Annotated in this window: 24 protein-coding genes, 3 tRNA genes and 1 pseudogene; 17 read left to right on the forward strand and 11 right to left on the reverse strand. The window is 62.3% G+C overall.

Translation table 11 applies throughout. The features are described from left to right. Positions 1–30 precede the first annotated feature (30 nt). The 9 genes from AAEQ75_RS02880 to ychF all read left to right on the forward strand — a co-directional run bounded on the left by AAEQ75_RS02880 (position 31) and on the right by ychF (position 7,184). Positions 31–1,758: a tetratricopeptide repeat protein gene (locus AAEQ75_RS02880; RefSeq protein WP_343350836.1), complete on the forward strand. Its 1,728-nt coding sequence runs from the start codon at positions 31–33 to the stop codon at positions 1,756–1,758. After that, entirely contained in the window at positions 1,755–2,372 is a 618-nt protein-coding gene (lolB, locus tag AAEQ75_RS02885; RefSeq protein ID WP_106732853.1) for a lipoprotein insertase outer membrane protein LolB, read from the forward strand. Before AAEQ75_RS02880 ends, lolB begins: the two co-directional genes overlap by 4 nt. A gap of 219 nt (positions 2,373–2,591) precedes the next feature. After that, positions 2,592–3,467 (forward strand): 4-(cytidine 5'-diphospho)-2-C-methyl-D-erythritol kinase, encoded by an 876-nt coding sequence (gene ispE / locus AAEQ75_RS02890; RefSeq protein ID WP_343350837.1) that lies wholly within the window; start codon positions 2,592–2,594, stop codon positions 3,465–3,467. A gap of 26 nt (positions 3,468–3,493) precedes the next feature. Continuing rightward, positions 3,494–3,568: transfer RNA gene (locus AAEQ75_RS02895), tRNA-Gln, on the forward strand. 56 nt (positions 3,569–3,624) lie between these two features. Then, a tRNA-Gln gene (locus AAEQ75_RS02900) sits at positions 3,625–3,699 on the forward strand. A 46-nt stretch (positions 3,700–3,745) separates the two neighbouring features. After that, the gene (locus AAEQ75_RS02905; protein ID WP_106732851.1) at positions 3,746–4,687 is read left to right on the forward strand and encodes a ribose-phosphate pyrophosphokinase; all 942 of its coding nucleotides are present in this window, start codon (positions 3,746–3,748) and stop codon (positions 4,685–4,687) included. 105 nt (positions 4,688–4,792) lie between these two features. Next, a complete protein-coding gene (locus AAEQ75_RS02910) occupies positions 4,793–5,407 on the forward strand; it encodes a 50S ribosomal protein L25/general stress protein Ctc (RefSeq protein WP_256836594.1) in 615 nt (204 codons plus the stop codon). A 60-nt stretch (positions 5,408–5,467) separates the two neighbouring features. Continuing rightward, positions 5,468–6,058 (forward strand): aminoacyl-tRNA hydrolase, encoded by a 591-nt coding sequence (pth, locus tag AAEQ75_RS02915; protein ID WP_099522360.1) that lies wholly within the window; start codon positions 5,468–5,470, stop codon positions 6,056–6,058. A gap of 25 nt (positions 6,059–6,083) precedes the next feature. After that, entirely contained in the window at positions 6,084–7,184 is a 1,101-nt protein-coding gene (ychF, locus tag AAEQ75_RS02920; protein ID WP_343350838.1) for a redox-regulated ATPase YchF, read from the forward strand. Positions 7,185–7,536: 352 nt separating this feature from the next. Here ychF and istB read toward each other — a convergent pair whose 3' ends face one another. The 4 genes and pseudogenes from istB to AAEQ75_RS02940 form a co-directional block, all read right to left on the reverse strand. Continuing rightward, complete coding sequence (istB, locus tag AAEQ75_RS02925; RefSeq protein WP_198757821.1) at positions 7,537–8,313, reverse strand: IS21-like element ISPst3 family helper ATPase IstB; 777 nt, start codon at positions 8,311–8,313, stop codon at positions 7,537–7,539. Next, entirely contained in the window at positions 8,306–9,805 is a 1,500-nt protein-coding gene (istA, locus tag AAEQ75_RS02930; protein WP_153605164.1) for an IS21-like element ISPst3 family transposase, read from the reverse strand. Before istA ends, istB begins: the two co-directional genes overlap by 8 nt. Before the next feature lie 115 nt (positions 9,806–9,920). Next, positions 9,921–10,856 (reverse strand): annotated as a pseudogene (locus AAEQ75_RS02935) (tyrosine-type recombinase/integrase); the annotation flags it as partial. Positions 10,857–11,022: 166 nt separating this feature from the next. Further along, positions 11,023–11,099 (reverse strand) — tRNA-Met (locus AAEQ75_RS02940). A 223-nt stretch (positions 11,100–11,322) separates the two neighbouring features. Between AAEQ75_RS02940 and AAEQ75_RS02945 the strand changes: the two genes are divergently transcribed. Continuing rightward, the gene (locus AAEQ75_RS02945) at positions 11,323–11,550 is read left to right on the forward strand and encodes a hypothetical protein (protein ID WP_143506860.1); all 228 of its coding nucleotides are present in this window, start codon (positions 11,323–11,325) and stop codon (positions 11,548–11,550) included. Here AAEQ75_RS02945 and AAEQ75_RS02950 read toward each other — a convergent pair. Continuing rightward, the gene (locus tag AAEQ75_RS02950) at positions 11,547–11,903 is read right to left on the reverse strand and encodes an excalibur calcium-binding domain-containing protein (RefSeq protein WP_343350839.1); all 357 of its coding nucleotides are present in this window, start codon (positions 11,901–11,903) and stop codon (positions 11,547–11,549) included. The genes AAEQ75_RS02945 and AAEQ75_RS02950 overlap by 4 nt on opposite strands. A gap of 136 nt (positions 11,904–12,039) precedes the next feature. Between AAEQ75_RS02950 and AAEQ75_RS02955 the strand changes: the two genes are divergently transcribed. Next, entirely contained in the window at positions 12,040–12,204 is a 165-nt protein-coding gene (locus tag AAEQ75_RS02955; RefSeq protein WP_099522372.1) for a hypothetical protein, read from the forward strand. A 25-nt stretch (positions 12,205–12,229) separates the two neighbouring features. Then, positions 12,230–12,676, forward strand: a complete 447-nt coding sequence (locus AAEQ75_RS02960) for a hypothetical protein (protein ID WP_343350840.1) — start codon at positions 12,230–12,232, stop codon at positions 12,674–12,676. A gap of 232 nt (positions 12,677–12,908) precedes the next feature. Here the strand turns inward: AAEQ75_RS02960 and AAEQ75_RS02965 are convergent, their stop codons facing one another. Further along, on the reverse strand, positions 12,909–13,823 hold the full coding sequence (locus AAEQ75_RS02965; RefSeq protein WP_343350841.1) for a DMT family transporter: 915 nt from the start codon (positions 13,821–13,823) through the stop codon (positions 12,909–12,911). Between the two features lie 298 nt (positions 13,824–14,121). Continuing rightward, complete coding sequence (locus AAEQ75_RS02970; RefSeq protein WP_343350842.1) at positions 14,122–16,044, reverse strand: bifunctional metallophosphatase/5'-nucleotidase; 1,923 nt, start codon at positions 16,042–16,044, stop codon at positions 14,122–14,124. 173 nt (positions 16,045–16,217) lie between these two features. On the opposite strand from AAEQ75_RS02970, the gene AAEQ75_RS02975 reads away from it, so the two are divergent. Next, on the forward strand, positions 16,218–16,382 hold the full coding sequence (locus AAEQ75_RS02975) for a hypothetical protein (RefSeq protein ID WP_003459472.1): 165 nt from the start codon (positions 16,218–16,220) through the stop codon (positions 16,380–16,382). 103 nt (positions 16,383–16,485) lie between these two features. Here the strand turns inward: AAEQ75_RS02975 and moaE are convergent, their stop codons facing one another. From moaE to AAEQ75_RS02995, 4 genes are all read right to left on the reverse strand, one after another. Continuing rightward, complete coding sequence (moaE, locus tag AAEQ75_RS02980) at positions 16,486–16,941, reverse strand: molybdopterin synthase catalytic subunit MoaE (protein ID WP_343350843.1); 456 nt, start codon at positions 16,939–16,941, stop codon at positions 16,486–16,488. Between the two features lie 85 nt (positions 16,942–17,026). After that, a complete protein-coding gene (locus AAEQ75_RS02985; protein ID WP_099522377.1) occupies positions 17,027–17,269 on the reverse strand; it encodes a MoaD/ThiS family protein in 243 nt (80 codons plus the stop codon). Beyond that, on the reverse strand, positions 17,266–17,742 hold the full coding sequence (moaC, locus tag AAEQ75_RS02990; RefSeq protein ID WP_003459465.1) for a cyclic pyranopterin monophosphate synthase MoaC: 477 nt from the start codon (positions 17,740–17,742) through the stop codon (positions 17,266–17,268). The genes AAEQ75_RS02985 and moaC overlap by 4 nt, the downstream gene beginning before the upstream one ends. A gap of 264 nt (positions 17,743–18,006) precedes the next feature. Next, positions 18,007–19,398, reverse strand: coding sequence for a PhoH family protein (locus AAEQ75_RS02995; RefSeq protein ID WP_037005508.1), 1,392 nt, complete (start codon positions 19,396–19,398; stop codon positions 18,007–18,009). Between the two features lie 483 nt (positions 19,399–19,881). On the opposite strand from AAEQ75_RS02995, the gene yaaA reads away from it, so the two are divergent. The 4 genes from yaaA (at position 19,882) to AAEQ75_RS03015 (ending at position 25,402) form a co-directional block, all read left to right on the forward strand. Next, positions 19,882–20,661 (forward strand): peroxide stress protein YaaA, encoded by a 780-nt coding sequence (yaaA, locus tag AAEQ75_RS03000; protein WP_296232555.1) that lies wholly within the window; start codon positions 19,882–19,884, stop codon positions 20,659–20,661. A 707-nt stretch (positions 20,662–21,368) separates the two neighbouring features. After that, the gene (gene algD / locus AAEQ75_RS03005) at positions 21,369–22,679 is read left to right on the forward strand and encodes a GDP-mannose 6-dehydrogenase (protein ID WP_343350844.1); all 1,311 of its coding nucleotides are present in this window, start codon (positions 21,369–21,371) and stop codon (positions 22,677–22,679) included. 51 nt (positions 22,680–22,730) lie between these two features. Next, positions 22,731–24,212 (forward strand): mannuronan synthase, encoded by a 1,482-nt coding sequence (gene alg8 / locus AAEQ75_RS03010; protein WP_343350845.1) that lies wholly within the window; start codon positions 22,731–22,733, stop codon positions 24,210–24,212. A 26-nt stretch (positions 24,213–24,238) separates the two neighbouring features. Then, positions 24,239–25,402 carry an alginate biosynthesis protein Alg44 gene (locus AAEQ75_RS03015; RefSeq protein ID WP_343350846.1) on the forward strand — a complete coding sequence of 388 codons (1,164 nt, stop codon included), beginning with the start codon at positions 24,239–24,241 and terminating at the stop codon, positions 25,400–25,402. Position 25,403: the final 1 nt, after the last annotated feature.

The following is a 25,403-nucleotide window of genomic DNA, read 5'->3' on the forward strand; positions in this document are numbered from 1 at the left end:
CCGCCCCGGAATAACGCACGACAAGGCACTATGAACAGACCCCTCGCGTTGCTCACTGCATTCGCCTTCCTCAGCGGCTGCCAAACCTTCGCCCCCAGCGAGCCGGACGGTACACCGCCGGTACAGGAAGCCGACCAGACCACCCAACTGGAGCCGAGCGAGTACGGCTCGTTCAGCCAGGAAACCCTGTTCGCCCTGCTCACTGCGGAGCTGGCCGGGCAGCGCAATCGCTTCGATATTGCCCTCGGCAACTATGTGCAGCAGGCACAGATCACCGGCGATGCCGGCGTCGCCGAGCGCGCCTTCCGCATTGCCGAGTACCTCGGCGCTGAACAGCCTGCGCTCGATAGCGCACTGATCTGGGCCCGTAACGCGCCGAGCAACATCGATGCGCAACGCGCCGCTGCCGTGCAGTTGGCCCGCGCCGGCCGTTACGACGAATCCATGACCTTTATGGAGCAGGTGCTGCAGCGCCAGGGCGACACCCACTTCGATTTCCTCGCCCTGTCCGCCGCGGAAACCGACCCGGACACCCGCGCCGGGCTGCTGCAAGGCTTCGACCGCCTGCTGAGCAAGAACCCGGACAACAGCCAACTGCTGTTCGGCAAGGCCATCCTGCTACAACAGGACGGCCGTGCCGAAGAGGCCTTGGAACTGCTCGAAGAAAGCGCTGCGAGCACCAACGAGGTGTCGCCGATCCTGCTGCGCGCTCGCCTGCTGCAGAGCCTCGACCGCGGCAAAGAGGCCATGCCACTGCTGCAGAAAGGCATCCGCAACAACCCCGAAGACAAGCGCCTGCGCCTGACCTACGCGCGCCTGCTGGTCGAGCAGGATCGCCTCGACGACGCCAAAGGCGAATTCTCCAAGCTGGTGCAGGAAAACCCCAACGACGACGACCTGCGTTTCTCCCTGGCCCTGGTGTGCCTGGAAGCCGAAGCCTGGGAAGAAGCCATCGTTTATCTGGAAGAGCTGGTCGAACGCCGCAGCCATGTCGATGCCGCGCACTACAACCTTGGTCGCGCTTATGAGGCGCTGAACGACAACGACAGCGCCCTGCAGGAATACGCCCTGGTCGGTCCGAGCAACGACTATCTGCCGGCCCAGCAACGCCAGGCCGAGCTGCTGTTCGCCCAACAGCGCATCGACGAAGCCAGCGCGCGCCTGGCCCAGGCACGCGACGCGCAGCCCGATTACGCCATCCAGCTGTACCTGATCGAAGCCGAAGGCCTGAGCAATCGCCGCCAGGTCGAGCCGGCCTGGAAAGTGATCAACGAGGGCCTGGAGCAGTACCCCAACGACCTCAACCTGCTCTACACCCGCGCCATGCTCGCGGAAAAGCGCGACGACCTGGCCCAGCTGGAAACTGACCTGCGCTACATCATCCAGCGCGAGCCGGAACACGCCATGGCACTCAATGCCCTCGGCTACACCCTGGCCGACCGCACCACGCGTTATGAAGAAGCGCGCGAGCTGATCGAGAAAGCGCACCAGCTCAACCCGGACGACCCGGCGATTCTCGACAGCCTTGGCTGGGTCAACTACCGCCTGGGCAACCTCGACGAGGCCGAGCGCCTGCTGCGCCAGGCCCTGGAGAAATTCCCCGACCACGAAGTCGCCGCACACCTGGGCGAAGTGCTCTGGGCCCAGGGCAAACAGCGCGAAGCCAAACGCGTCTGGCGCGACGCCTTCGCCGATGCGCCAGACAGCCCCATTCTGCGTGACACGCTGTTGCGCCTGACCGGTTCCGAGACTCTTTGATGCTTCGTCACCTACTCGTATTCAGCCTTATCGCCCTGCTTGCCGGTTGCGCCGGCCTTACCTCGCGCGAAGCGCTGGAAGGCCAGGGCGACCCGGCCAAATGGAAGGCTCACAAGCAGCAGATCACCCAGCTCGATGGCTGGCAAATCAACGGCAAGATCGGCATTCGCGCCCCGCAAGACTCCGGCAGTGCCACACTGTTCTGGCTGCAGCGCCAGGATTACTACGACATTCGCCTGTCCGGTCCACTCGGTGGCGGTGCCGCCCGCCTGACTGGCCGCCCGGGTGACATCCTGCTGGAAGTGTCCAACCGTGGCCGCTACCGCGCCGAATCGCCGGAAGACCTGCTGCGCGAACAACTGCGCCTGGACCTGCCGGTGTCCAACCTGCTCTGGTGGATTCGCGGCCTGCCCGCCCCGGAAAGCCGCAGCCGCATCACCCTCGATGGCGAAAGCCACCTGGCGCAGCTGGAGCAGGACGGCTGGAAGGTCGAATACCAACGCTACACCGAGCAGAACGGCTACGCCCTGCCGGAGCGCCTGAAGCTCTACGGCCAAAACCTGGAAGTGACCCTGGTGATCAAGGACTGGCAGCCGCGTCAGCTCGGCCAATAAGCCAGCGGCACAACCTGTGGGAGGGGCTTCAGCCGCGACAGCTTGCCCAGCGCCTCCCATAGCACGCAGCCGCGTGGATAGGCCACGCGGCGGACCACTCCCTCTCCCATTTATGGGAGAGGGCCGGGGAGAGGGTGATTTGCCGCCCCTCTCCCCCGCCCCTCTCCCGCAAGCGGGAGAGGGGAGACAAGCCCCTAACACGACTCTTCAGCGCACCCCATGACCAACACCGCCATCCCCACCCACGCCGAACTGATCCTGCCCGCCCCTGCCAAGCTCAACCTGATGCTGCATATCCTCGGCCGTCGCGCCGACGGCTATCACGAGCTGCAGACCCTGTTTCAGTTTCTCGACCACGGCGATGAACTTGGCTTCAGCGTCCGCCAGGATGGCGAAATCTGCCTGCATACACCCATCGACGGCGTGCCACATGACAGCAACCTGATCGTGCGCGCCGCCAGGCGCCTGCAGGAAGCTTCAGGCACCGCGCTGGGCGCCGATATCTGGTTGGACAAACGCCTGCCCATGGGCGGCGGCATCGGCGGCGGCAGTTCGGACGCTGCCACCACCCTGCTCGGCCTCGACTATCTGTGGAACACCCAATTGGGCGAAGATCGCCTGGCCGAACTGGGTCTGGCCCTGGGCGCCGATGTGCCGGTATTCGTGCGCGGTCGTGCGGCCTTTGCCGAGGGTGTTGGCGAGCGCCTGACGCCCGTCGAACTGGAGGAACCCTGGTTCCTCGTCGCCGCACCGCAAGTCTTTGTAAGCACAGCAGAAGTTTTCGGCTCGCCCGAGTTGACACGGGATACGCCGCCCATTAAAGTTCGCAGCCTTCTTGCGGGGGGTGGTCGAAACGACTGCCAGCCGGTCGTAGAGAAGCGTTACCCTGAAGTTCGTAACGCTTTGATCTTGTTGAACAAATTTGTTCAGGCTAGATTGACCGGCACTGGAGCTTGCATATTTGGGAGCTTCCCAAATAGGGACGATGCTGATAAAGTCGCCCGCCAACTTCCAGGCACTCTGCCGAGTTTTGTCGCTCAAGGTCGCAACATTTCGATGCTGCACCGCAGGCTCCAAGCATTGGCCAAGAAGTGAATGCTCAGCATTCGGTTATACGATACAGGGGCGTCGCCAAGCGGTAAGGCACCAGGTTTTGATCCTGGCATGCGTTGGTTCGAATCCAGCCGCCCCTGCCATAACCTCCTCCGGGAGGCATCGCAAACCGAGTCAAGCAGCATTCGATACTGAATATAGGGGCGTCGCCAAGCGGTAAGGCACCAGGTTTTGATCCTGGCATGCGTTGGTTCGAATCCAGCCGCCCCTGCCATTTTCCATACCCATCCAGGTATACCCCCAGCCGGCAGGTACTGCGCGTGTCCAAGATGATGGTCTTCACGGGGAACGCAAACCCCGATCTGGCGCGACGGATCGTTCGTCAGCTGCACATTCCCCTCGGCGATGCGTCGGTCGGTAAGTTCTCCGACGGCGAAATCATGATCGAAATCAACGAAAACGTCCGCGGTAAAGACGTCTTCCTGATTCAGCCGACCTGTGCACCCACCAACGATAACCTGATGGAACTGGTCGTGATGGCTGATGCCTTCCGCCGTTCCTCGGCGACTCGCATCACCGCAGTCATCCCCTACTTCGGCTACGCCCGTCAGGATCGCCGCCCGCGTTCTGCACGTGTGGCGATCAGCGCCAAGGTAGTGGCCGACATGCTCACCGTGGTCGGTATCGACCGCGTGCTGACCGTCGACCTGCACGCTGACCAGATCCAGGGCTTCTTCGACATTCCGGTGGACAACATCTACGGCTCCCCGGTCCTGGTCGACGACATCGAAGACCAGCGCTTCGACAACCTGATGATCGTCTCCCCCGATATCGGCGGCGTCGTTCGTGCCCGCGCCGTGGCCAAGAGCCTGGGCGTCGACCTGGCGATCATCGACAAGCGTCGTGAGAAAGCCAACCAGTCCGAAGTGATGCACATCATCGGTGACGTCGAAGGCCGTACCTGCATCCTCGTCGACGACATGGTCGACACCGCCGGTACCCTGTGCCACGCCGCCAAAGCGCTGAAAGAGCGCGGTGCCGCCAAGGTCTACGCCTACTGCACCCACCCGGTGCTGTCCGGCCGCGCCATCGAGAACATTGAAAATTCGTCGCTGGACGAGCTGGTGGTCACCAACACCATCCCGCTGTCCGCTGCAGCGCAGTCTTGCTCGCGTATTCGCCAGCTCGACATCGCCCCGGTCGTCGCCGAAGCGGTTCGCCGCATCAGCAATGAAGAATCGATCAGCGCGATGTTCCGCTAAGGAACCCGCTGACGTTAAGCGCCCCGCCTCGTGCGGGGCTTTTTGCCCTACCGCCCGAGGCTGGTCGCAAGCCACAAGGCGGTTTGGTTATTTTGGAGAAGTGAAATGACTGTTGAATTTGCCCTGAATGCCGAAGTGCGTTCCGACCTGGGGAAAGGTGCGAGCCGCCGCCTGCGTCGTAACGTGTCCATGGTGCCTGCCGTGATCTACGGTGGCGACAAAGCCCCGCAATCCATCAGCCTGCTGGCCAAAGACCTGGCCAAGCTGCTGGAAAACGAAGCTGCCTTCAGCCACGTCCTGAGCCTGGACGTTGCCGGCACCAAAGAAAACGTACTGATCAAAGCCCTGCAGCGCCACCCGGCCAAAGGCTTCGTTCTGCACGCTGACTTCCAGCGCGTCGTTGCCGGCCAGAAACTGACCGCCCACGTACCGCTGCACTTCATCAACGAAGCCAGCTCCGTTGGCGTCAAGCAAGGCGGCGGCGAAGTTCTGCACGCCCTGAACGAAGTCGAAGTTTCCTGCCTGCCGAAAGACCTGCCGGAATTCATCGAAGTCGACATGGCTGCAGTCGCTGTTGACCAGACCGTTCACCTGTCCGACATCAAGCTGCCGAAAGGCGTTGAGCTGGTTGCTCTGGCCCACGGCAGTGACCTGCCGGTAGCCAGCATCCATCTGCCGCGCGTTCGTGAAGAAGCTGCCGGCGAAGGCGCTGCCGAGTAATCGTCAGCAGCTGGCCCGGCATGCGATCACGCCGGGCCATGTTCACGAAAGGGCTCCTGTATGACTGCCGTACAACTGATCGTTGGCCTGGGTAACCCGGGCCCCGAATACGACCAGACCCGGCACAATGCAGGGGCCCTTTTCGTTGAGCGCGTGGCCGCCAGCCAGCGCGCCAACCTCTCCGTAGATCGCAAATATTTCGGCCTGGTGGGCAAATTCGTCCATCAGGGGCGCGAAGTTCGTCTGCTTATCCCCACCACCTACATGAACCGCAGCGGCCAGTCCGTGGCGGCCTTGGCCAATTTCTTCAAGCTCAAGCCTGAAGAGATCCTGGTGGCTCACGACGAACTCGACATGCCTCCCGGCGTCGCCAAGCTCAAGCAGGGCGGCGGCCACGGCGGGCATAACGGCCTGCGCGACATCATCGCCCAGCTCGGTAACCAGAATAACTTTCATCGCCTGCGGCTCGGCATCGGCCACCCGGGGCACGCCAGCCTGGTCTCCGGCTACGTGCTCGGACGCGCCCCACGCAGCGAACAGGAACTGCTCGAGCAGAGCATCGACTTCGCCTTGGACGTCCTGCCGGAAATACTCGCCGGCGACTGGACCGTGGCCATGCGCAAACTGCATAGCCAGAAGGCCACCAAGTAACCACCTTTCCCCCGAGGGACACACCATGGGATTCAACTGCGGCATCGTCGGCCTGCCCAACGTCGGCAAGTCCACCCTGTTCAACGCCCTCACCAAGTCCGGCATCGCCGCAGAAAACTTCCCCTTCTGCACCATCGAGCCGAACAGCGGCATCGTGCCCATGCCCGACCCGCGCCTGGATGCCCTGGCCGAGATCGTCAAGCCCGAGAAGGTCATCCCCACCACCATGGAATTCGTCGACATCGCCGGCCTGGTAGCGGGCGCGTCGAAAGGTGAAGGCCTGGGCAACAAGTTCCTCGCCAACATCCGCGAGACCGACGCCATCGCCCACGTGGTGCGCTGCTTCGAAGACGAGAACGTCATCCACGTGGCCAACAGCGTCGACCCCAAGCGCGACATCGAGATCATCGACCTCGAACTGATCATGGCCGACCTCGACAGCTGCGAGAAGCAACTGCAGCGCGTAGCTCGTACCGCCAAGGGTGGCGACAAGGAATCCGTGGCGCAAAAGGCCCTGCTGGAAAAGCTCATCCCCCACCTCACCGAAGGCAAGCCGGCGCGCAGCCTGCTCAAAGACCTGGGTGACGACGAGAAGCGCCTGGCCAAGACCTTCCACCTGCTCACCACCAAGCCGGTGATGTACATCGCCAACGTCGCCGAAGACGGCTTCGAGAACAACCCGCACCTCGACGTGGTGCAAGCCATCGCCGACGCAGAAGGCGCCATCGTCGTGCCGGTGTGCAACAAGATCGAAGCCGAGATCGCCGAACTGGACGATCTCGAAGAAATGCAGATGTTCCTCGAAACCATGGGCATGGAAGAGCCGGGCCTGAACCGCGTGATCCGCGCCGGTTACTCGCTGCTCAACCTGCAGACCTACTTCACCGCTGGCGTGAAGGAAGTGCGTGCCTGGACCGTCAAAGTCGGCGCCACCGCCCCGCAGTCAGCTGCTGCGATCCACACCGACTTCGAAAAAGGCTTCATCCGCGCCGAAGTCATCGCCTACGACGACTTCATCCAGTACAAGGGCGAAGCCGGCGCCAAGGAAGCCGGCAAATGGCGCCTGGAAGGCAAGGACTACATCATCAAAGACGGCGACGTGATGCACTTCCGCTTTAACGTTTGATCGTTGTAGGCAGTGCATAAACAGAACCCCGCAAAAGCGGGGTTTTTTGTTTTTGGGGTGGGAAATTGTTGGGTTGGGGGGCGAGCTGGGATTATGAATCCGCTACGAACCGCCCCGCTAAGCCAGATAGCTGTTGGCGCTGATGGAAAATTGACCCACCCTGCCGATTGAAATTTGACCCAGGGCGGATTGCTGATTTTGTTACCAGCAACTGTGGATAAGTCTACCAGCGCAGCTGCTTTTGAACCCACTCCCTCGCTGTCCCAGTTCAGCTGTTGAAGACCTGCCACATGCAGCCATGCAGCAGGCCGTCGTCACCATGAAATCAGAACGACTCATCGTCCTCCGGTTCCTAGCCGCCCTTACGCTTTCGCTCCCGTGATTTGATCTTGGCCTGGGCCGCCAAGCTACTGTGTTGCAGGCGATAGGACTCGTTACCGGTTTCGACGATGTGGCAGTGGTGGGTCAGCCGATCCAGCAGGGCGGTGGTCATCTTGGCGTCGCCGAACACGCTCGACCATTCGGCGAAGCTCAGGTTGGTGGTGATCACCACGCTGGTGTGTTCGTACAGCTTGGACAGCAGGTGAAACAGCAACGCACCGCCAGCCTGGCTGAACGGCAGATAACCCAGTTCGTCGAGGATGACCAGATCCATGCGCAGCAGTGCCTGGGCGATCCGCCCGGCTTTGCCGTCGTGTTTTTCGCGCTCCAGCAGATTGACCAGATCGACCGTGGAGTAGAAGCGCACGCGCTTGCCATGCCGGGTGATGCCGGACACGGCCAGCGCGGTGGCTAGGTGGGTTTTACCGGTGCCTGGCCCACCGATCAGCACCACGTTCTGCGCGGTGTCGGTAAAGGCCAGGCTGGCCAGCTCGCTGATCAGGCGTGCGTCGGCGCTAGAGGCGTTGAAATCGAAGCTGGCCAGATCGCGGTGCATCGGCAGCTTGGCCATGTTCATCTGGTGGCTCACCGAGCGCATGGCGCGATCTGTGTGCTCTTGTTCCAGCAGGTGTTCGAGCAGCCACTTGGACGAGGCTGTGTTCGACTCACCCTGTGCAGTTAACTCCGCCCAGGCCGTGGCCATGCCGTGCAGGCGCAGCTCCTTGAGTTCCGCCATCAAATCACGCATGACCGACCTCCTCGGCCTGGCCACGCAGGCGGTCGTAGCGCGCCGTGTTAGCGACGGGGGCTTCCTTGAGCGACAAGTGGGTTTCGACGCTGGGTGGTGGTTCGGTCGCGGCCAGGCGCGCCACGACATTGAGGATGTGTTCGGCGCTCAGGCTGCCGCTTTCCAGTACCAGCTCAACAGCCACCAACACCGCATCGAGCCCGGCGACCGGTACGGCAGCCAGAACTTGCGCCATGATCCGGTCACCGCCGGCATGACGCCCCAGACCGTGCTTAAGTTGACGCAGCGGCGCCGGCAGATCAGCAAAGGGCGCGCCGTTGCGCAGCGCACCGGGCTTGCGTTCGATCAGCGGGAGGTAGTGCTGCCAGTCATAGCTGACCTGGTCGCGATCCAGCAAGCGGACATGGCTGGCGATCAGCGCGTCGTCAGCCACCACCTCGATTCGCGTCGGATACAAACGGCTGCTGACCCACTTACCCGCGTACTCACACGGCACCGAGTAGCGGTTGCGCCCGACGCTGACCAGGCAGGTGCTGGAGACCCGCGCAGGCCGCTCGACGTAACCGTCGAATGGCGCTGGCACAGGCATCAGTTCAGCGCGCTCCAACTCAAGCACTTCGGCCACACTCAGCCCGCTGTATTGAGGGTGCGTCAGCTCGTTCCAAAGCGCGCGGCAGCGCTGGCCCAGCCAGGCATTGAGTTCCTCGAAGGAGTGAAACTGACAGTCCTGGGCGTCTAGCCAGATACGCCTGCGGCTGTCTTGCACGTTCTTTTCAACGATGCCCTTTTCCCAACCAGCGGCGACGTTGCAGAAGTCCGGATCGAACAGGTAATGCGCGCACATCACCGCAAAGCGTGCATTCACCGCCCGGCCTTTGCCCTTATTGACCTTGTCGACGGCGGTCTTCATGTTGTCGTAGATGCCCCGGCGCGGCACGCCGCCCAAGGCGCCGAACGAGCGTGTATGGGCGTCAAATAACATCTCATGGCCCTGGCTCGGATACGCCACAAGCCAGAACGCACGGCTGGCACACAGCTTCAGATGTGCCACCTGCATACGCCGGTAAATGCCGCCGACCAGCAAGCCTTCCTCGCTCCAGTCAAACTGAAACGCCTCGCCAAGAGCAAAGGTCAGCGGCACAAAGGCCTGCGACGCCTTGCCCTGTCCCCCTCGCCAGGCACGGATAAACGCGGTGAGCTGGCTGTAGCCACCGTCATAACCATCGGCTTTGATTTGCGCCAACAGCGCCTTGGCACTGCGCCGCTGTTGCTTGGGGCGCAGCGAATCGGCTTTTAGCGCCTGCTCTAGCGTGGCGTGAAAAGGGCTGAGTTTGTTAAAGATCGCGCGGCGTTGGTACACCGGCTGCTTGGCCTCAGGTGCTCTGACCCACTTGCGAATCGTGTTGCGCGCCAGCCCGGTGCGCTTGGCTATCTCATGCAGCGACAGCTTGTCGCGGAAATACATCCGCCGAATTTTGCCCATCATTTCCATACTGATCACCCTGTGTTCTCCTGCTCAAAAATTGAGCAGAAGCAGTTGAACACCTGGGTCAGTTTTCAGTCGGCAGAACAGCCTCTACTGGGTCAGTTTTCGGTCAGCGGCAACAGCCAGGGAACAGCAGGGCATAGGCTCCAGTGATCGGTCGCAGTTCTTCCAGCAGGGCAATGGCTTGGCGGCAGAGTGGCACCAGGTGTTCGCGGCCCTTCTTGCGGCCTTTGCGTTCTACCGGGATCGTCCACACCTGTTTGGCAAAGTCGAACTCTGACCACTGGGCTTCGCGTAGCTCGCTGGGGCGGACGGCCAGCAGGGTTAGCAGGCGCAAACCTATTTGCACATCCTTGGCGTGTGGGTAGGACTGAATTGCCCGGAGCAGCGCGGGCAGCTCGTCCCGGGAGACGTGGGCATAGTTCTCGGCTTTGCCGGAGGAAAGGAACTTGTGTATGCCCTCAAGCGGATTGTTCACGGCCCGGCCGGTAACCCTGGCCAGGTCGTACACGTCCTTGCAGTAGGCACGCACCCGGCTCATCTGCTCGAGGATGCCTTGCTGCTCCATGCCGCGCAGCAGCTCCATCCACTCCATGGACAGGATCTCTGTGTAAGGGCGCTTGCCGAAGGTGGGGAACACATGGCGCTCAAGCGCACCCATCACCCTCGCAGCGGTTCCGCTGTCCCATCCACCAAGGCGCGAGGTGTGCCACTCCCGGGCTAGGTGCTCGAACGTGTTGTTGGCAGTCGCCAGTGCCTCGGCTTTGCGCGCTTGCTTGCTGGCAAGGGGGTTGCGCCCGGCAGACGCATCGGCCTTCAGCTCAGCGGCCTTCTGTCGGGCGAGGGCGCCGCTGACTTCCGGGTAACCACCCAACCCCAACCATGACCATTTGCCGTCCGGTTTCTTGTAGCGCAGCTCCCAGGACTTGCCGCCGTTGGGCTTCACCCTGAAATACAGGCCGGCACTGTCCAATTCGCGGTAGGCAGCTGCCTCCGACTCGAGGCTGGCCAGCGTGGTATCTGCCAGGGGGCGGCGCTTGATCTCCGAACGCTTCATTGTGTGTATGCCTCGAGTTCAACTTTTGTCGAAGCATACACAGGGGCATACACGGCGGGAAGGGCTAGGGGTAGATAAGTAGATACAGACAGAGACAAGAAAGCCCGCACAGGGCGGGCTTCTTGGGGTGTTTCGTAGACTGCTGTAGACAGCTAGAAGGAGGATATGGTGGCTACACCGGGACTTGAACCTGGGACATCAGCATTATGAATGCTGCGCTCTAACCAACTGAGCTATGTAGCCAACGGCGCGCATTGTCCGCGTCTCGCCTATCGCTGTCAACCCCAGATCATCGATAAATTTACGTTTTATCAAGCGGTTAGGCTTCGCGGGTGGCGACTCGCTGAATCGCTCGTTTCTGAGCCTGCGGCTCGCCCCTCAACCGCTTAGACGGTGCTTGCGGGGCTGTCGGGCGATGCCGGAAAATCCGCGTCCAGCAGGCTGCAGCGCCGCCGCGCGCTGGCCCATGAACCAGGAGAGCACCTTGAGAGCGAGAGACGACTTCGACGATCTGCGGGCGGAGCGTGATATGCCGACGCATTACCGCAACGAACCCAACCGCCATGCCGGGCTGTGGAAGCAGATCGCTATTGGCATCGTCGTCGGCTACAGCGTGTTGGGCATCCTCAGCGCGGTTGCCTGGATGCTTGTCGCCCAGGTTGCGCTGAGTGGTATGTCGATCACCCTGCCTTAACGCCCGCACCATTGCCCTTCACAGGGCACGCCATCGTTGTCGCCGTCCATCTTGGTGTCGGGACAGTTGCGCAGGAAGAAGGTGGCTTCGTCGCAGGAGGTCATCTGCGAGCAGTGGGTGCGGCCATCGCAGCGATATTGCTTGCTGGCGACCTGGGTTGTAGGTTGGCTGATCGTGGGTGAAGGGCGCAGGCTGTCCAGCGAGAAGCTGGACGAGCCGGGCTGAGTGACCACCGGGTTGTCCATCACCGAGCCATCGCTGGCGATGTTGCTGATGATCGGGCTGCCAGGCTTGCTCAGGTAGAACTGCCAGAAGGCGGCGCCCAGCAGCAGAATGATGATCAGCTTCTTCATTGCACAGTCCCTTGCCGGTTTCGGTGGTTGCCAGTATTGGCTCGCCGCGCGGACAAATCCAGAGCGGAGCATTGGCACTTGCCATCCCCTGCCCGCCTCTTCATCCTGCCCCATTGTTTACCCAGCGAGTCCTGTCATGACGCCCATCCAGAATCTCGGCCTGGCGCTATTCGTTGTGCTTTCCATCGGTTTCGCCATCGGCCACAAGACCGAATGCAGCGATGGCCGCGTGGTTGAAACCTATCTCGCCAAAGGGTTGGCTTCGCAGTTGCTGGGGCATGATCTTTGCCAGCAACCCTGAACAACCGTCATTAAGGAATGATGTGATGAAACAGTTCGCCTTGCTTGTCAGCCTTGGCTTTCTCGGCGCTTGCGCCAATCTGGGTTCGCAGCCACCGGTGCCGGTCACTTCGCCCGTGGTGCAGGCCTTTCGCGATATCTGCCTGCAGACGGCGCCGAGCTTTGCCGAGGCGCATCGCGTGGCGCGGCAGTATGGCGTCACCGAGATGACCGATATGGGCTTCGCCACCATCGGCTTCAATGCGGACAAGAGCCTGAGCATTCAGGTGAAGGTCAGCCATGAATGCGTGGTGACCAGTGAGGCGCAGGAGGATGACACCCTGACTCGCCAGTTGCTCAGCGCCGCGGCGATCAACGCCGGCACCACGGTGCCGCGCAAGGTACCGGTGAAGCTGATGATCGCTGGGCAGCCGTTCATCCTGATGCACGATCGCGAAGGCGGTGAAGCCTTCGTGATGCTGAAGCCGGAATGAAGGGATCGCCGTAGGGCGGATGACGCCTTTTTCATCCGCCGCCGCTGAAAGGTGGATCGGTGAAGCGTGATCCACCCTACGCGGCTGCCATCCTCTCCCCAGAGCCGCGTTCGGCGGGGTGCCGGCAGACTTACGGCGTTTTCAGCCCTCTCCCCCAACCCCTCTCCCATAAATGGGAGAGGGGAGCAAAGCGCGCAGGACCTTGAACGGCATTACGCTGATCGGGGTATTTTCAGGCGCTTTTGCCTGGTCGCGTGGCCAGCAGCAGGCCGCCGAAGATCATCGCGGCGCCCAGCCAGTGGTAGACCTGAAGGCTCTCGTTCAACAGCACCCAGCCCAGCAATGCGGTGAATACCGGCATGACGTAGTTGGTCAGCGCCGCCTTGGCCGCACCGATCACGCGAATACCGTGGTTCCAGGCCAGGTAGGCCAGCAGCGAGGCGAACACAGCGGTGTAGGCGACGGCCGAGAGGTTGGCGACGTTGAACGCCAGGTGCGCGCCCTGGCTCAGCTCGTAGAGGTAGAACGGCAGGATCAGCGGCACGCCGAGCAGGATGAATGCCCCCAATAGCGCCAGCGGCGGAATCGGCTGCAGATATGCCGCCCAGCGCCGCAGCAGCAGCGAATACAACGCCCAGTCGACCACGGCCAGCAGCATGATCAGGTCACCCTGATTGAACGACAGGCTGGCCAGGCGGCTCCATTGCCCCTGGCTGATCAACACCGCCAGCCCCGCCACGGCCACCAGCATGCCCCACCAGGCACGGCGCGCCGGCCATTCGTTGAGCAATAGCCCGGCGCCGATGAAGGTCACCAGCGGCAGGCAGGTGTTGACCAGCGAGATGTTGATCGCCGCAGTGGTCTGCGCAGCGCAGTAGAGCAGTGAGTTGTAGCCGGCGATGCCCAGCGCCCCGAGCACTAGCAGGCGCCAGCCTGCATGACGGAGGGCTGCGCGGTGACGCCACAGCGGCACGGCAACGAAGGGCAGCAGTAATGCCAACGCCAGGCACCAGCGCCAGAACGACAGGGTGAACGGCGCGATTTCACCGGCAAAGGCGCGCGCCACCAGGGCGTTGCCGGACCAGCAAAGGTTGGCCAGCAGCAGGCCGAACAGCGCCAGCGGGCGCGAATGATTGAGTGCGTTCATAAGGCGAGCACCGCGCCAGTGGCGCGGCCTTTATCTGGGCGAGGGTTGGACGGTTGAGCACGGTCACCGAGCAGGCAGTGCTGAGCGATCATTGCGTAGCTTCCGAATCAGGCGGCTTTGCACCATACGGAGGCACGCAAGGCTTGGCAAGGTGGCGGCCCCTCGGGGGCGCCGTGCGCACCAAGCCAACGGAGTCATGACGTTCAGCCGGGCGCGCCCGGAAACTATGGGCGCGTTGTGCGAGCGTGAAGGCCGAGTAGCGCGTCACTCCCGGTGCGCGCGGCGCACCCTGCGGCCGTCAACGCTGACTGCGGCGGCGCAGCGGGCGGCTTAGCAACCAGAGAATCAGCAGCACGCAGGCCAGAATCACGGCACTGGCGCCCCACTGCATCGGCCCGGCCAGGCGAAACATATCGGCCGGATGCAGGCTCGGCGCGCGGATCATGCGCGCCTCGGCCGCCGCGCCGGTGGTGGGAATGTCGGCCAGACCGTCACCGTCGATATCCGGCAGGCTGCGTATATGGTCGAGCAACACCTGCCATTCCTTGAGTTCCTGCACGCCTTCTTTATCCGGGTCCTGGTCGACGATGGCGTCTTCGATACGCGGCAATGGGCGGCCCTCGGCGTCCTTGGGGATGACGTCGAGCAAACCCTTGGTCAACTCCGGCACCAGCCAGGTGAAACTGCCAACGTAGCTGGTGGCACCGATGCTGTAGAGACGCGTGTCGTCGAGATCCAGGTCGCGGTAACCCTTGACCGCATCACCGATCTCGATGCGGCTGACGCGGTCGAACGGCACGCGCCAGGGGTTGTAGGTAAAGCGCACGCCGGAAACGCGCGGGTAATAGCTCTGGCTATCACGCAGTTGATAGGCGAGTAGCAGCACTTCCAGCAGCGACTTGATTTCGCGCGCGCTGATGTAGGCCTTGATCATCGGATAACCGGGCTCGTCGTCGAACTCGCCGATGCCCAGCGGGGCGATGCGGAACAGGTCGGAGACGTCCTGCACACCGTTGCGACCCTTGAGCAGGTCATCGCGGATGGTGCCGTTGCCGGTGAACGCCAGGTCGGCATCGACGGCATGACGCAGCGCATCGGTCACCAGGTTGGCCAGGGTCTGATCGGTGAAATCACGGCCCAGACTCTGGTCGACCTTGGCCAGCGGCTGGTCGAATCGGTAGCCCTTGGGCGTGAGCATGCGCTCGCTGACCACCTGCTTGAAGTCTTCCACCTTGGCGGTGATGGCGGCATCGCCGGCGATACTGTCGTTGACCGGATGCAGGCGGTAGTCGCGCACACGCGGTACGCCGTCGTCGCCGAGGGTCATGCGCAGTTCGCCGAGGTACTGGATTTCCGAACCGGCCTGCACCACCGGGGTATGCCCGTTGACCAGCACCGGCTGCGGCAGAGCCACATGCGAGTGGCCGCCGACGACAATATCGATGCCCGGCACCTGCTCGACCAGCTCCACTTCCTCGCCGCGCCAGCTGCCATCGGCCTGCTGGGTAACGCCCATATGCGACAGCAGGATGACCACCTCGGCGCCCTCCTCGCGCAGCTTGGCCACGGTATCCCTGGCGGTGGCGACCGGGTCGGCAAAGGTTAGCGGCTTGATCATCGGGCTGACGGCCACAGCATCGTTGCCGAGCAGGCCAAACAGGCCGAAGCGGATGCCACCGCGCTCGATCAGCTTGTACGGCAGGATGCGCCCGGCGTCGGCGTGTGCCTGGAGGCTGTCGTCGGCCTTGCTGGTCGGATCGAAACGCATGTTGCTCGACAGCAGCGGCACCAGCGCGTCGCCCTTGGCCTTGTGCGCGGCGCTGATCATCGCGGCGAGCCCGGCCGGGCGGAAGTCGAATTCGTGGTTGCCGATCACTGCCGCGTCGTAGCCCAGCTCACTCATCAGGCGCAGTTCGCTGCCCATCTCGCGGGCGATGGTGTGAAACAGCGTGCCCATGGTGAAGTCACCGCCGTCGAGCAGCAGCAGAGGCTCTTCGCCGGCTGCCGCTCGGCGTTCGTTCAACAAGGTGGCCAGGCGCGCGACGCCGCCAACGGTGTCGTCATCGTTCACCGTCGCCGGGGTGTATTCGTTGTTCGGGCCGAAACCGAGCAGGCGCGACTGCCAGTCGTTGCTGTGCAGGATGGTGAAACTGCGCTCGGCAGCGGCCAGCGGCGTGGCGGCCAGCAGGCCGGCGAGCAGGAGTGAGGGGAACAGGCGCATGGACGATCCTTGACGATGACTGCGCACAGTATGGAGCAGGCCCTGGCGCCAGACAGCGACCAATCGAGACGCCTTTTGTCGCCAATCGAGTCAGGCATTCATTGCCCCAGATCAGCCCCCAAGCCAGACGGCGGGACTAAGCTGTAATCAGGACTGCAACGTGGAGAAGCGCCATGGACCACTATCACCTGATGCTGATGCTGCTGATCGGTGGCTTTCTGCTGTTGGGCGTCGGCTTCAACTTCCGCGAGCACGAATGGGGCGTACGCGTGCTGGGTTTGGGCGTATTGCTGATGTTGGTGCCGATTGCGTTGCGGGTGCATCTGGCGCTGGCGTAGAGCTCAGGGCACCGTAGGGTGCGCCATGCGCACCGAGCGATGTTGATGATGTCGCTGTCTATTCGAGCGCGGTGTAGCGAAGGGCCGGTGCGCGCGGCGCACCCTACGGGCGCTGCCAACGCTCGGCGGCGCTCTGGTCGCTGCAGCGGCCTTCGACCCAGCATGGGCCCTGGCTGGTGTCTTCCTTCTTCCAGAACGGCGCGCGGGTTTTCAGATAATCCATGATGAAGTTGCAGGCATCGAACGACGCCTGGCGGTGGGCGCTGCTGGTGCCGACGAAGACGATGGGTTCGCCCGGCTCCAGGCGACCGACGCGGTGGATGATCTCGATGCCCAGCAGCGGCCAGCGCTCGCGCGCCTCATCGGCGATCTTGCCCAGAGCCTTTTCGGTCATGCCGGGGAAGTGCTCGAGGAACATGCCACCGACTTCGCGGCCATCATTGAAATCGCGCACGTAGCCGACGAAGGTGACCACCGCGCCGATGCCGAGGTTGGCGGCATGCAGGGCGTTGAGCTCGCTGCCGGGATCGAAGGGTTGGGCTTGGACGCGGATGGTCATGAGGATCTCGTTTGCAAAGGACGCTGGTCAAGAGCAGGCGGCTTGGAGAGATTGGTGGGCTGAAGCCCACCCTACGGTACCTGCGTCAACCGCCGGTAACGGTGGGGAAGAAGGCGACTTCATCGCCCTCGGTCAGCGGCTCGTCGAGGCTGCAGAGCTCCTGATTACGCGCGCACATCAGGTTCTGCTCACCCAGCACTTCCCATTCGCCACCACGGGCCACCAGGTGCAGGCGTACGTCGTCGAGGGTGGCGAAGTCGCCGCTCAGTTGTTCATCGTCACGGCCCAGGGCTTCACGGTAGCGGGCGAAGTATTGCACGCGGATCATGCTTGTTCCTCCAGCTTGTAGTGACCGCTCTTGCCGCCGAGCTTTTCCAGCAGGCGTACCTGCTCGATGACCATGCCGCGATCCACGGCCTTGCACATGTCATAGATGGTCAGCGCGGCGACGCTGGCGGCAGTCAGTGCTTCCATCTCGACACCGGTTTGCCCGGACAGTTTGCAACGGGCAGTGATATGCACGCTGTCGTCGCCTTCGGCGCGTAGCTCGACCTTGACGCCGGTGAGCATCAGCGGGTGGCAAAGGGGGATCAGGTCACTGGTTTTCTTCGCGGCCTGGATGCCGGCAATGCGCGCCACGGCGAACACGTCGCCCTTGGGGTGCTCACCAGCAACGATCATCTGCAGGGTGGCGGGCAGCATGCGCACGCGCGCTTCTGCGGTGGCTTCGCGGAAGGTGGTCGCCTTGTCGGTGACGTCGACCATATGCGCGCGGCCTTGGGAATCGAGGTGGGTCAGCACGGGAAAGCTCCTGGCGGGAATCGGCGGATTGTAAACCTGCAGGTCAGGATTTCGTAGCCCGAATGAAATCCGGGCCGGAGCGGCAAAAATACCCGGATTTCATCCGGGCTACTGACTGCATCCGGCGACACAACTGTAGGAGCGGATTTATCCGCGATCATCGCGGCTGAAGCCGCTCCCACGGGACCTGCAGAAATTCGTTGATGCAGACTAAAACGCCCCTGCTCTTGCGAGCAGGGGCGCCGGTGTTTAACAGCTACAGGGTTACATATGGGTTTCCGCGTACTCCGCGAGGATCGAGCGCGGTACGCCTTGCAGGGTGATGTGCACGCCGTGCGGGAAGTCCTTGAAGCGTTCGGTGAGGTAGGTCAGGCCCGAGCTGGGCGCGGATAGGTAAGGGGTGTCGATCTGCGCCAGGTTGCCCAGGCACACCACCTTCGAGCCGTTGCCGGCACGGGTGATGATGGTCTTCATCTGGTGCGGGGTGAGGTTCTGGCATTCGTCGATGAGGATCAGGCTCTGCTGGAAGCTGCGCCCGCGGATGTAGTTCAGCGACTTAAATTGCAGCGGTACCTTCTGCAGGATGTAGTCGACGCTGCCGTGGGTGCTCTCGTCCTCCATATGCAGCGCTTCGAGGTTGTCGGTAATCGCGCCGAGCCAGGGCTCCATCTTCTCCGCCTCGGTACCGGGCAGAAAGCCGATCTCCTGGTCCAGCCCCTGCACGCTGCGGGTGGCGATGATCCTGCGGTAGCGCTTGCTGACCATGGTCTGCTCGATGGCCGCGGCCAGCGCCAGGATGGTCTTGCCCGAGCCGGCGGCGCCGGACAGGTTGACCAGGTGAATGTCCGGGTCGAGCAGCGCGAACAGCGCCAGCGCCTGATGGATGTCGCGGGGTTTCAGGCCCCAGGCTTCCTGGTGCAGCAGCGGTTCCTGGTGCATGTCGAGGATCACCAGTTCATCGCCCTTGATCGCCTTGATCCAGCCGACGAAGCCCTGCTCATCGAGGATGAACTCGTTGACGTGCACGGCCGGCAGGTTGTCGGTCAGTTGCACGCGGTGCCAGGTACGGCCGTGATCCTGACGGGTGTCGACCTTGCTCACGCGATCCCAGAACGAGCCGGGCATGTCGTGATACCCCTTCGACAGCAGCGAGACGTCATCGACCAATTGGTCGGTGTGATAGTCCTCGGCGTCGATACCACAAGCGCGCGCCTTCAGGCGCATGTTGATGTCCTTGGTCACTAGCACCACGGACAGCCCGGGGTTGCGCGACTTCAATTCCACCAACTGGTTGATGATCTTGTTGTCGTTGAGGTTTTCCGGCAGCCAGGTCACCGGCGCCGCACTTTTACTCATAAGGATGGAAAGACGACCACAGGGGCCGCTCTTGCCGCGCTGGATGGGTACCCCGTACTCGACGTCCTCAGGTTCGGCACCGGCGAGAATCTGATCGATCAGGCGGATGGCCTGGCGACATTCGGCGGCAACGCCATGCTTGCCGGATTTCAGTTTGTCGAGTTCCTCCAACACCGTCATCGGGATGGCGACGTGGTGTTCTTCGAAGTTGAGCAAGGCGTTGGGATCGTGGATCAGAACATTGGTGTCGAGGGCGTAGAGGGTTGGAGCGGTGGGCTTGGAGCGTCCGTGGTCATCCATACTCGGTCACCTTCTTGTAGTAGCCAGGCGACGCAATACCTGGGCGGTGCTGCGCCGGACAGAGACCGCCGACTTTTTCAGGTCGGGGCCGAAAGGTGGCAAGCAAGGTGAGGGCCAATGGCCGCCACCTGTATGCAGGTTTCGGCGGTCTTGCTTTTTTATTACTCCAATTCACATGACAGAAAAACGTTTTTTTTTGTCATGCAGGTTTATTTGCAGACGCGACAGATAGTGCTTGGCGAGCCGCCAGCACCCCGTTACAGTCCGAAGTCCTACCTGCTGTCACTCCCTTCTCTACCCCGCCCCCTCTTGCAGCATGCCGCGCCAATCAGGTGCAGGTAACGCTCCGCCTGTGCTCAATTGCCCGCGAACGCTTCGCGAGCAGGGCTCGTGCCTACCACGCGTTGCTCAATCACCCCGATAGGTGGTCTTGCCGCCCCCTGACCTCTAGAATCGCCGTCACGCTTTCTGGAGATTCCGCACATGCTGATGGTGATTTCACCGGCCAAGACCCTCGACTACGAGACGCCACCCGCCACCCCGCGCTTCACCCAACCCGAACACCTCGACCACGCCCAGGAACTGATCGCCCAACTGCGCGATTTCAGCCCGGCGCAGATCGCCGAGCTGATGCATCTGTCGGACAAGCTTGCCGGCCTCAATGCCGCGCGTTTCGGTAGCTGGGAGCGGCCGTTCAACCCGTCCAACGCCAAGCAGGCGCTGCTGGCGTTCAAGGGCGACGTGTACACCGGGCTGAACGCCGAGGATTTCTCCGAAGAGGATTTCGACTTCGCTCAGACTCACCTGCGCATGCTTTCCGGCCTGTACGGCGTGCTGCGCCCGCTGGACCTGATGCAGGCCTACCGCCTGGAAATGGGCACCAAGCTGGCCAACGGCCGCGGCAAGGATCTGTACGCCTTCTGGGGCGAGCGCATCAGCGGCTGGCTCAACGAAGCGCTGGCGGCCCAAGGCGATGACGTGCTGCTCAACCTGGCCTCCAACGAGTACTTCGGCGCGGTCAAACGCAAGGCGCTGAACGCACGCCTCATCGACACCGAGTTCAAGGACCTGAAGAACGGCCAGTACAAGATCATCAGCTTCTACGCCAAGAAGGCCCGCGGCCTGATGGCGCGCTACGTGATCAAGGAGCGCCTGACCAACCCTGAAGGCCTGAAAGACTTCAACTATCAGGGCTACCGTTATTCAGCCGAGCATTCCAAGACCGACAGTCTGGTTTTCCTGCGCGACCAGCCGCAAGACTGACCCCTCCTCCAGCCAAGCCCATGCACCGCTCATCGGTTGTCGCATGGGCTTGGCCGCTGCGCTTGCCCTCTTCCGCCTCTCTCTCGCCTGCCGCTTCGCTGCAGCGCGAGCGTTGCGCTTGCCCGTGGTTCCTGCGGCCACATGCCTGCACCTGAAAACCTGCTTGGCGTCACACTTTCAGCGCAACTGCACTTCTTCGCGAACTTATTGCACGGCTTAGTTATCCGATAGTTTCAAGCATATTAATGAACATATTGCCATCATGCATTTTGCAACTTGCCATTATATTGCAATCAAATTAGCCGTTCAGCTCCGGTTCAGCTTCAGGACGAACGGTAGGAACTATCCGAAAGGGCCGCTACTCATACAGCCCGTAACACATTTCAATACATAACTTTCTGAACACTTGAACCTGCCAGATAGCGAATTAAGTTTTGCCGAACAGTTTCACCCAAAAGAAAGTTTGTGCGCGCCAAAGGGAGAGATGGCAACCCGCCACAGTACCGACATAGAGGCCTCAAGCGAGGCGACAGCGACAACATCAAAGGGCCAGCCTTCAATATAAAGGCCCGCACTTGGTGCCACTTCCGGCGCCCACTCTACTTATGCCTGAATGAACTCAAACCTATTAAAACGGTGAGTTCACGGACGAGCTTTGGCCATAAGGCCAGTATTTAAAACTGCATCAAACGGACGAGGTTAATACCATGCGAATCAGTATCTTTGGTTTGGGTTATGTAGGTGCCGTTTGTGCCGGCTGTTTGTCGGCACGAGGTCACGACGTGATTGGCGTGGATATCTCCGCGAACAAGATCGACCTGATCAATAACGGCAAATCGCCCATCGTTGAACCGGGCCTGGAAGAACTGCTGCAACAAGGTCTGCGTCAGGGCCGCCTGCGTGGCACCACCGACGTTGCCGCTGCCGTTCTGGAAAGCGATGTGTCGTTCATCTGCGTCGGTACGCCGAGCAAGAAGAACGGCGACTTGGAACTGAACTACATCGAAGGCGTGTGCCGCGAGATCGGTTTCGCCATGCGCGACAAGAAAGAGCGCCACACCGTAGTGGTTCGCAGCACCGTACTGCCGGGCACCGCGAAGAACGTGGTACTGCCGATTCTCGAAGACTGCTCGGGCAAGAAGGCTGGCGTCGACTTCGGCCTGGCGGTGAACCCCGAGTTCCTGCGCGAGAGCACCGCGATCAAGGACTACGATTTCCCCCCGATGACCGTCATCGGTGAGCTGGACAAAGCCTCCGGCGACCTGCTGGAAAGCATCTACAGCGAGCTGGACGCACCGATCATCCGCAAGGACATCGAAGTCGCCGAGATGATCAAGTACACCTGCAACGTCTGGCACGCGGCCAAGGTCACCTTCGCCAACGAGATCGGCAACATCGCCAAGGCAGTCGGCGTCGACGGTCGCGAGGTGATGGACGTGGTCTGCCAGGACCACAAGCTGAACCTGTCCAAGTACTACATGAAGCCTGGCTTCGCCTTCGGCGGCTCCTGCCTGCCCAAGGACGTGCGTGCGCTGAACTACCGCGCCAACAGCCTGGACGTGGAAGCGCCGCTGATCGGTTCGCTGATGCGCAGCAACGCCGCCCAGGTGCAGAAGGCCTTCGACATCATCGCCAGCCAGGATTCGCGCAAGGTCGCCCTGCTCGGCCTGAGCTTCAAGGCCGGCACCGATGACCTGCGTGAAAGCCCGCAGGTGGAACTGGCGGAAATGCTCATCGGCAAGGGTTTCGACCTGAGCATCTACGACCGCAACGTCGAATACGCCCGTGTCCACGGGGCCAACAAGGAATACATCGAGTCGAAGATCCCGCACGTTTCCTCGCTGCTCAACAGCGACCTCGAAGACGTCGTGGCCAAGGCCGACATCATCGTTCTGGGCAACAGCGACGAGCGTTTCGCCAAGCTGGCTGAGCAGGCGCCGAGCGGCAAACGGGTGATCGACCTGGTCGGCTTCATGCCCCACGCCAGCAATGGCGTGGCCGAAGGCATCTGCTGGTAAGGGCCCGAGCGTACCTGCGCGCCCAGCGCGCGCAGGTACTCGGAGACGCATATGGACAAGCTCAAGAACGACCTCAACCAAGCCAGCGGCTGGATGCTCTATCTCAGCCTGCTGATGCTGCTGGCACTGGCCCTGCCACGCACGGTGTTCGACCCCGAAGCGCGAGATTTCATCCTGCTCATCGGCATCGTCGGCATCTGGCGCTATTCCATGGGCGCCATGCACTTCGTGCGTGGCTGCCTGTTCCTTTACCTGGTGTACCCCTGGTATCGCCGCAAGGTTACAAAACTCGGCAAGGACGCCGACCCCTCTCATGTGTTCCTGCTGGTCACCAGCTTTCGCATCGAGGCGCTGACCACCGCCATGGTCTACCGCTCGGTGATTCGCGAAGCCATCGACTGCGGGTATCCCTGCACCGTGGTGTGCTCGATCGTCGAGCTCTCCGACGAGTTGCTGATCAAGAACCTCTGGGCTCAGGCCGAGCCGCCGGCGCATGTCACCCTGGACATCGTACGCATCCCCGGCACCGGCAAGCGTGATGGTCTGGCCTATGGTTTCCGCGCCATTTCCCGGCAGATGCCGGACCGCGATGCGGTGGTGGCGGTGATCGACGGCGATACCGTGCTCGAGCCGGGCGTGGTGATCAAGACCGTGCCCTGGTTCAAGCTCTTCCCCAACGTCGGCGGGCTGACCACCAACGAGTTCTGCGAGGTACGCGGCAGCTACCTGATGAGCGAGTGGCACAAGCTGCGCTTCGCTCAGCGCCACCTCAACATGTGCTCGATGGCGCTCTCCAAACGCGTGCTGACCATGACCGGGCGCATGTCGGTGTTCCGCGCCAGCGTGGTGACCGACCCCGAGTTCATCCGCGACGTGGAAAGCGATCACCTGGAACACTGGCGCCTGGGGCGCTTCCAGTTCCTCACTGGTGACGACAAGTCCAGCTGGTACAGCCTGATGCGCCTGGGCTACGACACCTTCTACGTGCCGGATGCGGCGATCAACACGGTCGAGCACCCGCCGGAGAAGAGTTTCATCAAGGCCAGCCGCAAGCTGATGTTCCGCTGGTACGGCAACAACCTGCGGCAGAACTCGCGCGCCCTGCGTCTGGGCATGGGCCGCCTCGGCGCCTTCACCAGTCTGGTGCTGTTCGACCAGCGTGTGTCGATGTGGACCTGCCTACTGGGCCTATCCGTAGCGATCATCGCCAGCATCAAGTACAGCCTGATGTACCTGCTGATCTACCTGCTGTGGATCGGCAGCACGCGGCTGATCCTGACGCTGCTGCTGATGCTCTCCGGGCACCGCATCGGCCCGGCCTTCCCGGCGCTGCTCTATTACAACCAGATCGTCGGCGCCCTGGTGAAGATCTACGTGTTCTTCCGCCTCGACCAGCAATCCTGGACGCGCCAGAACACCAAGCTCAACCGCCGCCTGTCCAGCTTCGCCAACTGGTTCAACAGCTGGTCGTCGCGTGCCATGACTTTTTCTGCTGCCTCCGTCTTCATCGCCGCGCTGCTGGCGCTGGTATGACCGTACTCGAATAGGAATTAGCCACCATGAACTCCGTCGCCAATCTCAACGTCGTCCATGAGTCCGAGGCCCAGCGCCAGCACGCCCGCGTCAAGCTACCGGGGCGCCTGCGCTACACCAACGCCAAGGGCGAACGCATCGATGCACGCCTGCAGGATGTCTCTGCCGGCGGCTTCAGCTTCACCAGCGAAAGCGCCACGCACAAGGTCGGGGACTTCCACCGCGGCCAGTTGCAGTTCCAGCTCGACAGCCTGGTACTGGGCCTGGACATCGAATTTCAGGTCACCTCGGTACAGCCCGAGCACAACCGCGTCGGCTGCCAGTTCCACGGCCTCGGCGCACGTGAAACCGCGGCCCTGCGCCACCTGATCAGCAGCCACCTGGCCGGTGAGCTGGTCAACGTCGGCGAGGTGCTGCACATCCTCCAGCGCGACAACTTCACCAAGGCACGCAAGAACGGCGCTGGCGGTGGCATGGGCATGTTCGGTCGCCTGCGCGCCGTGACCTTCAGCGCCGCGATCTTCGTGATCGGCCTGGCCGCCTTCGGCTACATCGGCAAGTCGATCTACGGCCTGTACTTCGTCACCCACGCGCAGTCGGCACAGATCAGCCTGCCGGCGCTGCAGGTGACCATGCCACGCGAGGGCAGCGTGCAGAGCCTGGCGCAGCCCGATGGCATCGTCGAGAAAGGCGCACCGATCGCGACCTTCACCACCAGCATGCTGGAAATGCTCAAGGGCCATCTGGGCGACGACCAGCTCGAACCGAGCCAGATCGAAGCGCTGTTCGCCCGCGAGATGCAGGGCACGCTGACCAGCCCGTGCAACTGCAAGATCGCCCGCCAACTGGTGGCCGACGGCCAGTTCGCCAGCAAGGGCGACGTGATCTTCGAACTGGTCCCGCAGGATGGCGTGACCACCGTCAGCGCCAACTTCCCCTACCGTCACCTGGAGCAGGCACGCCCCGGCACGCCGGTGACCTTCAAAGTCGCGGGCGAAGACCAGGCGCGTCACGGCGAGATCGTCAGCAGCGCGCTGCATGATGGCGGCCTGAGCTCGGATATCCGCGTGGTGATCAAGCCGCAGGACACCCTGCCGGCCAGCCTCGCCGGTCAGCCAGTGGATGTGGTGATCGACCGTGGCCCGTCGCTGGGCTGGCTGGTCGACCGCGCTGTCGCGGCAGGTCGCTAAG

The organism is Pseudomonas sediminis, from assembly GCF_039555755.1.
Lineage (GTDB): Bacteria > Pseudomonadota > Gammaproteobacteria > Pseudomonadales > Pseudomonadaceae > Aquipseudomonas > Aquipseudomonas mendocina_D.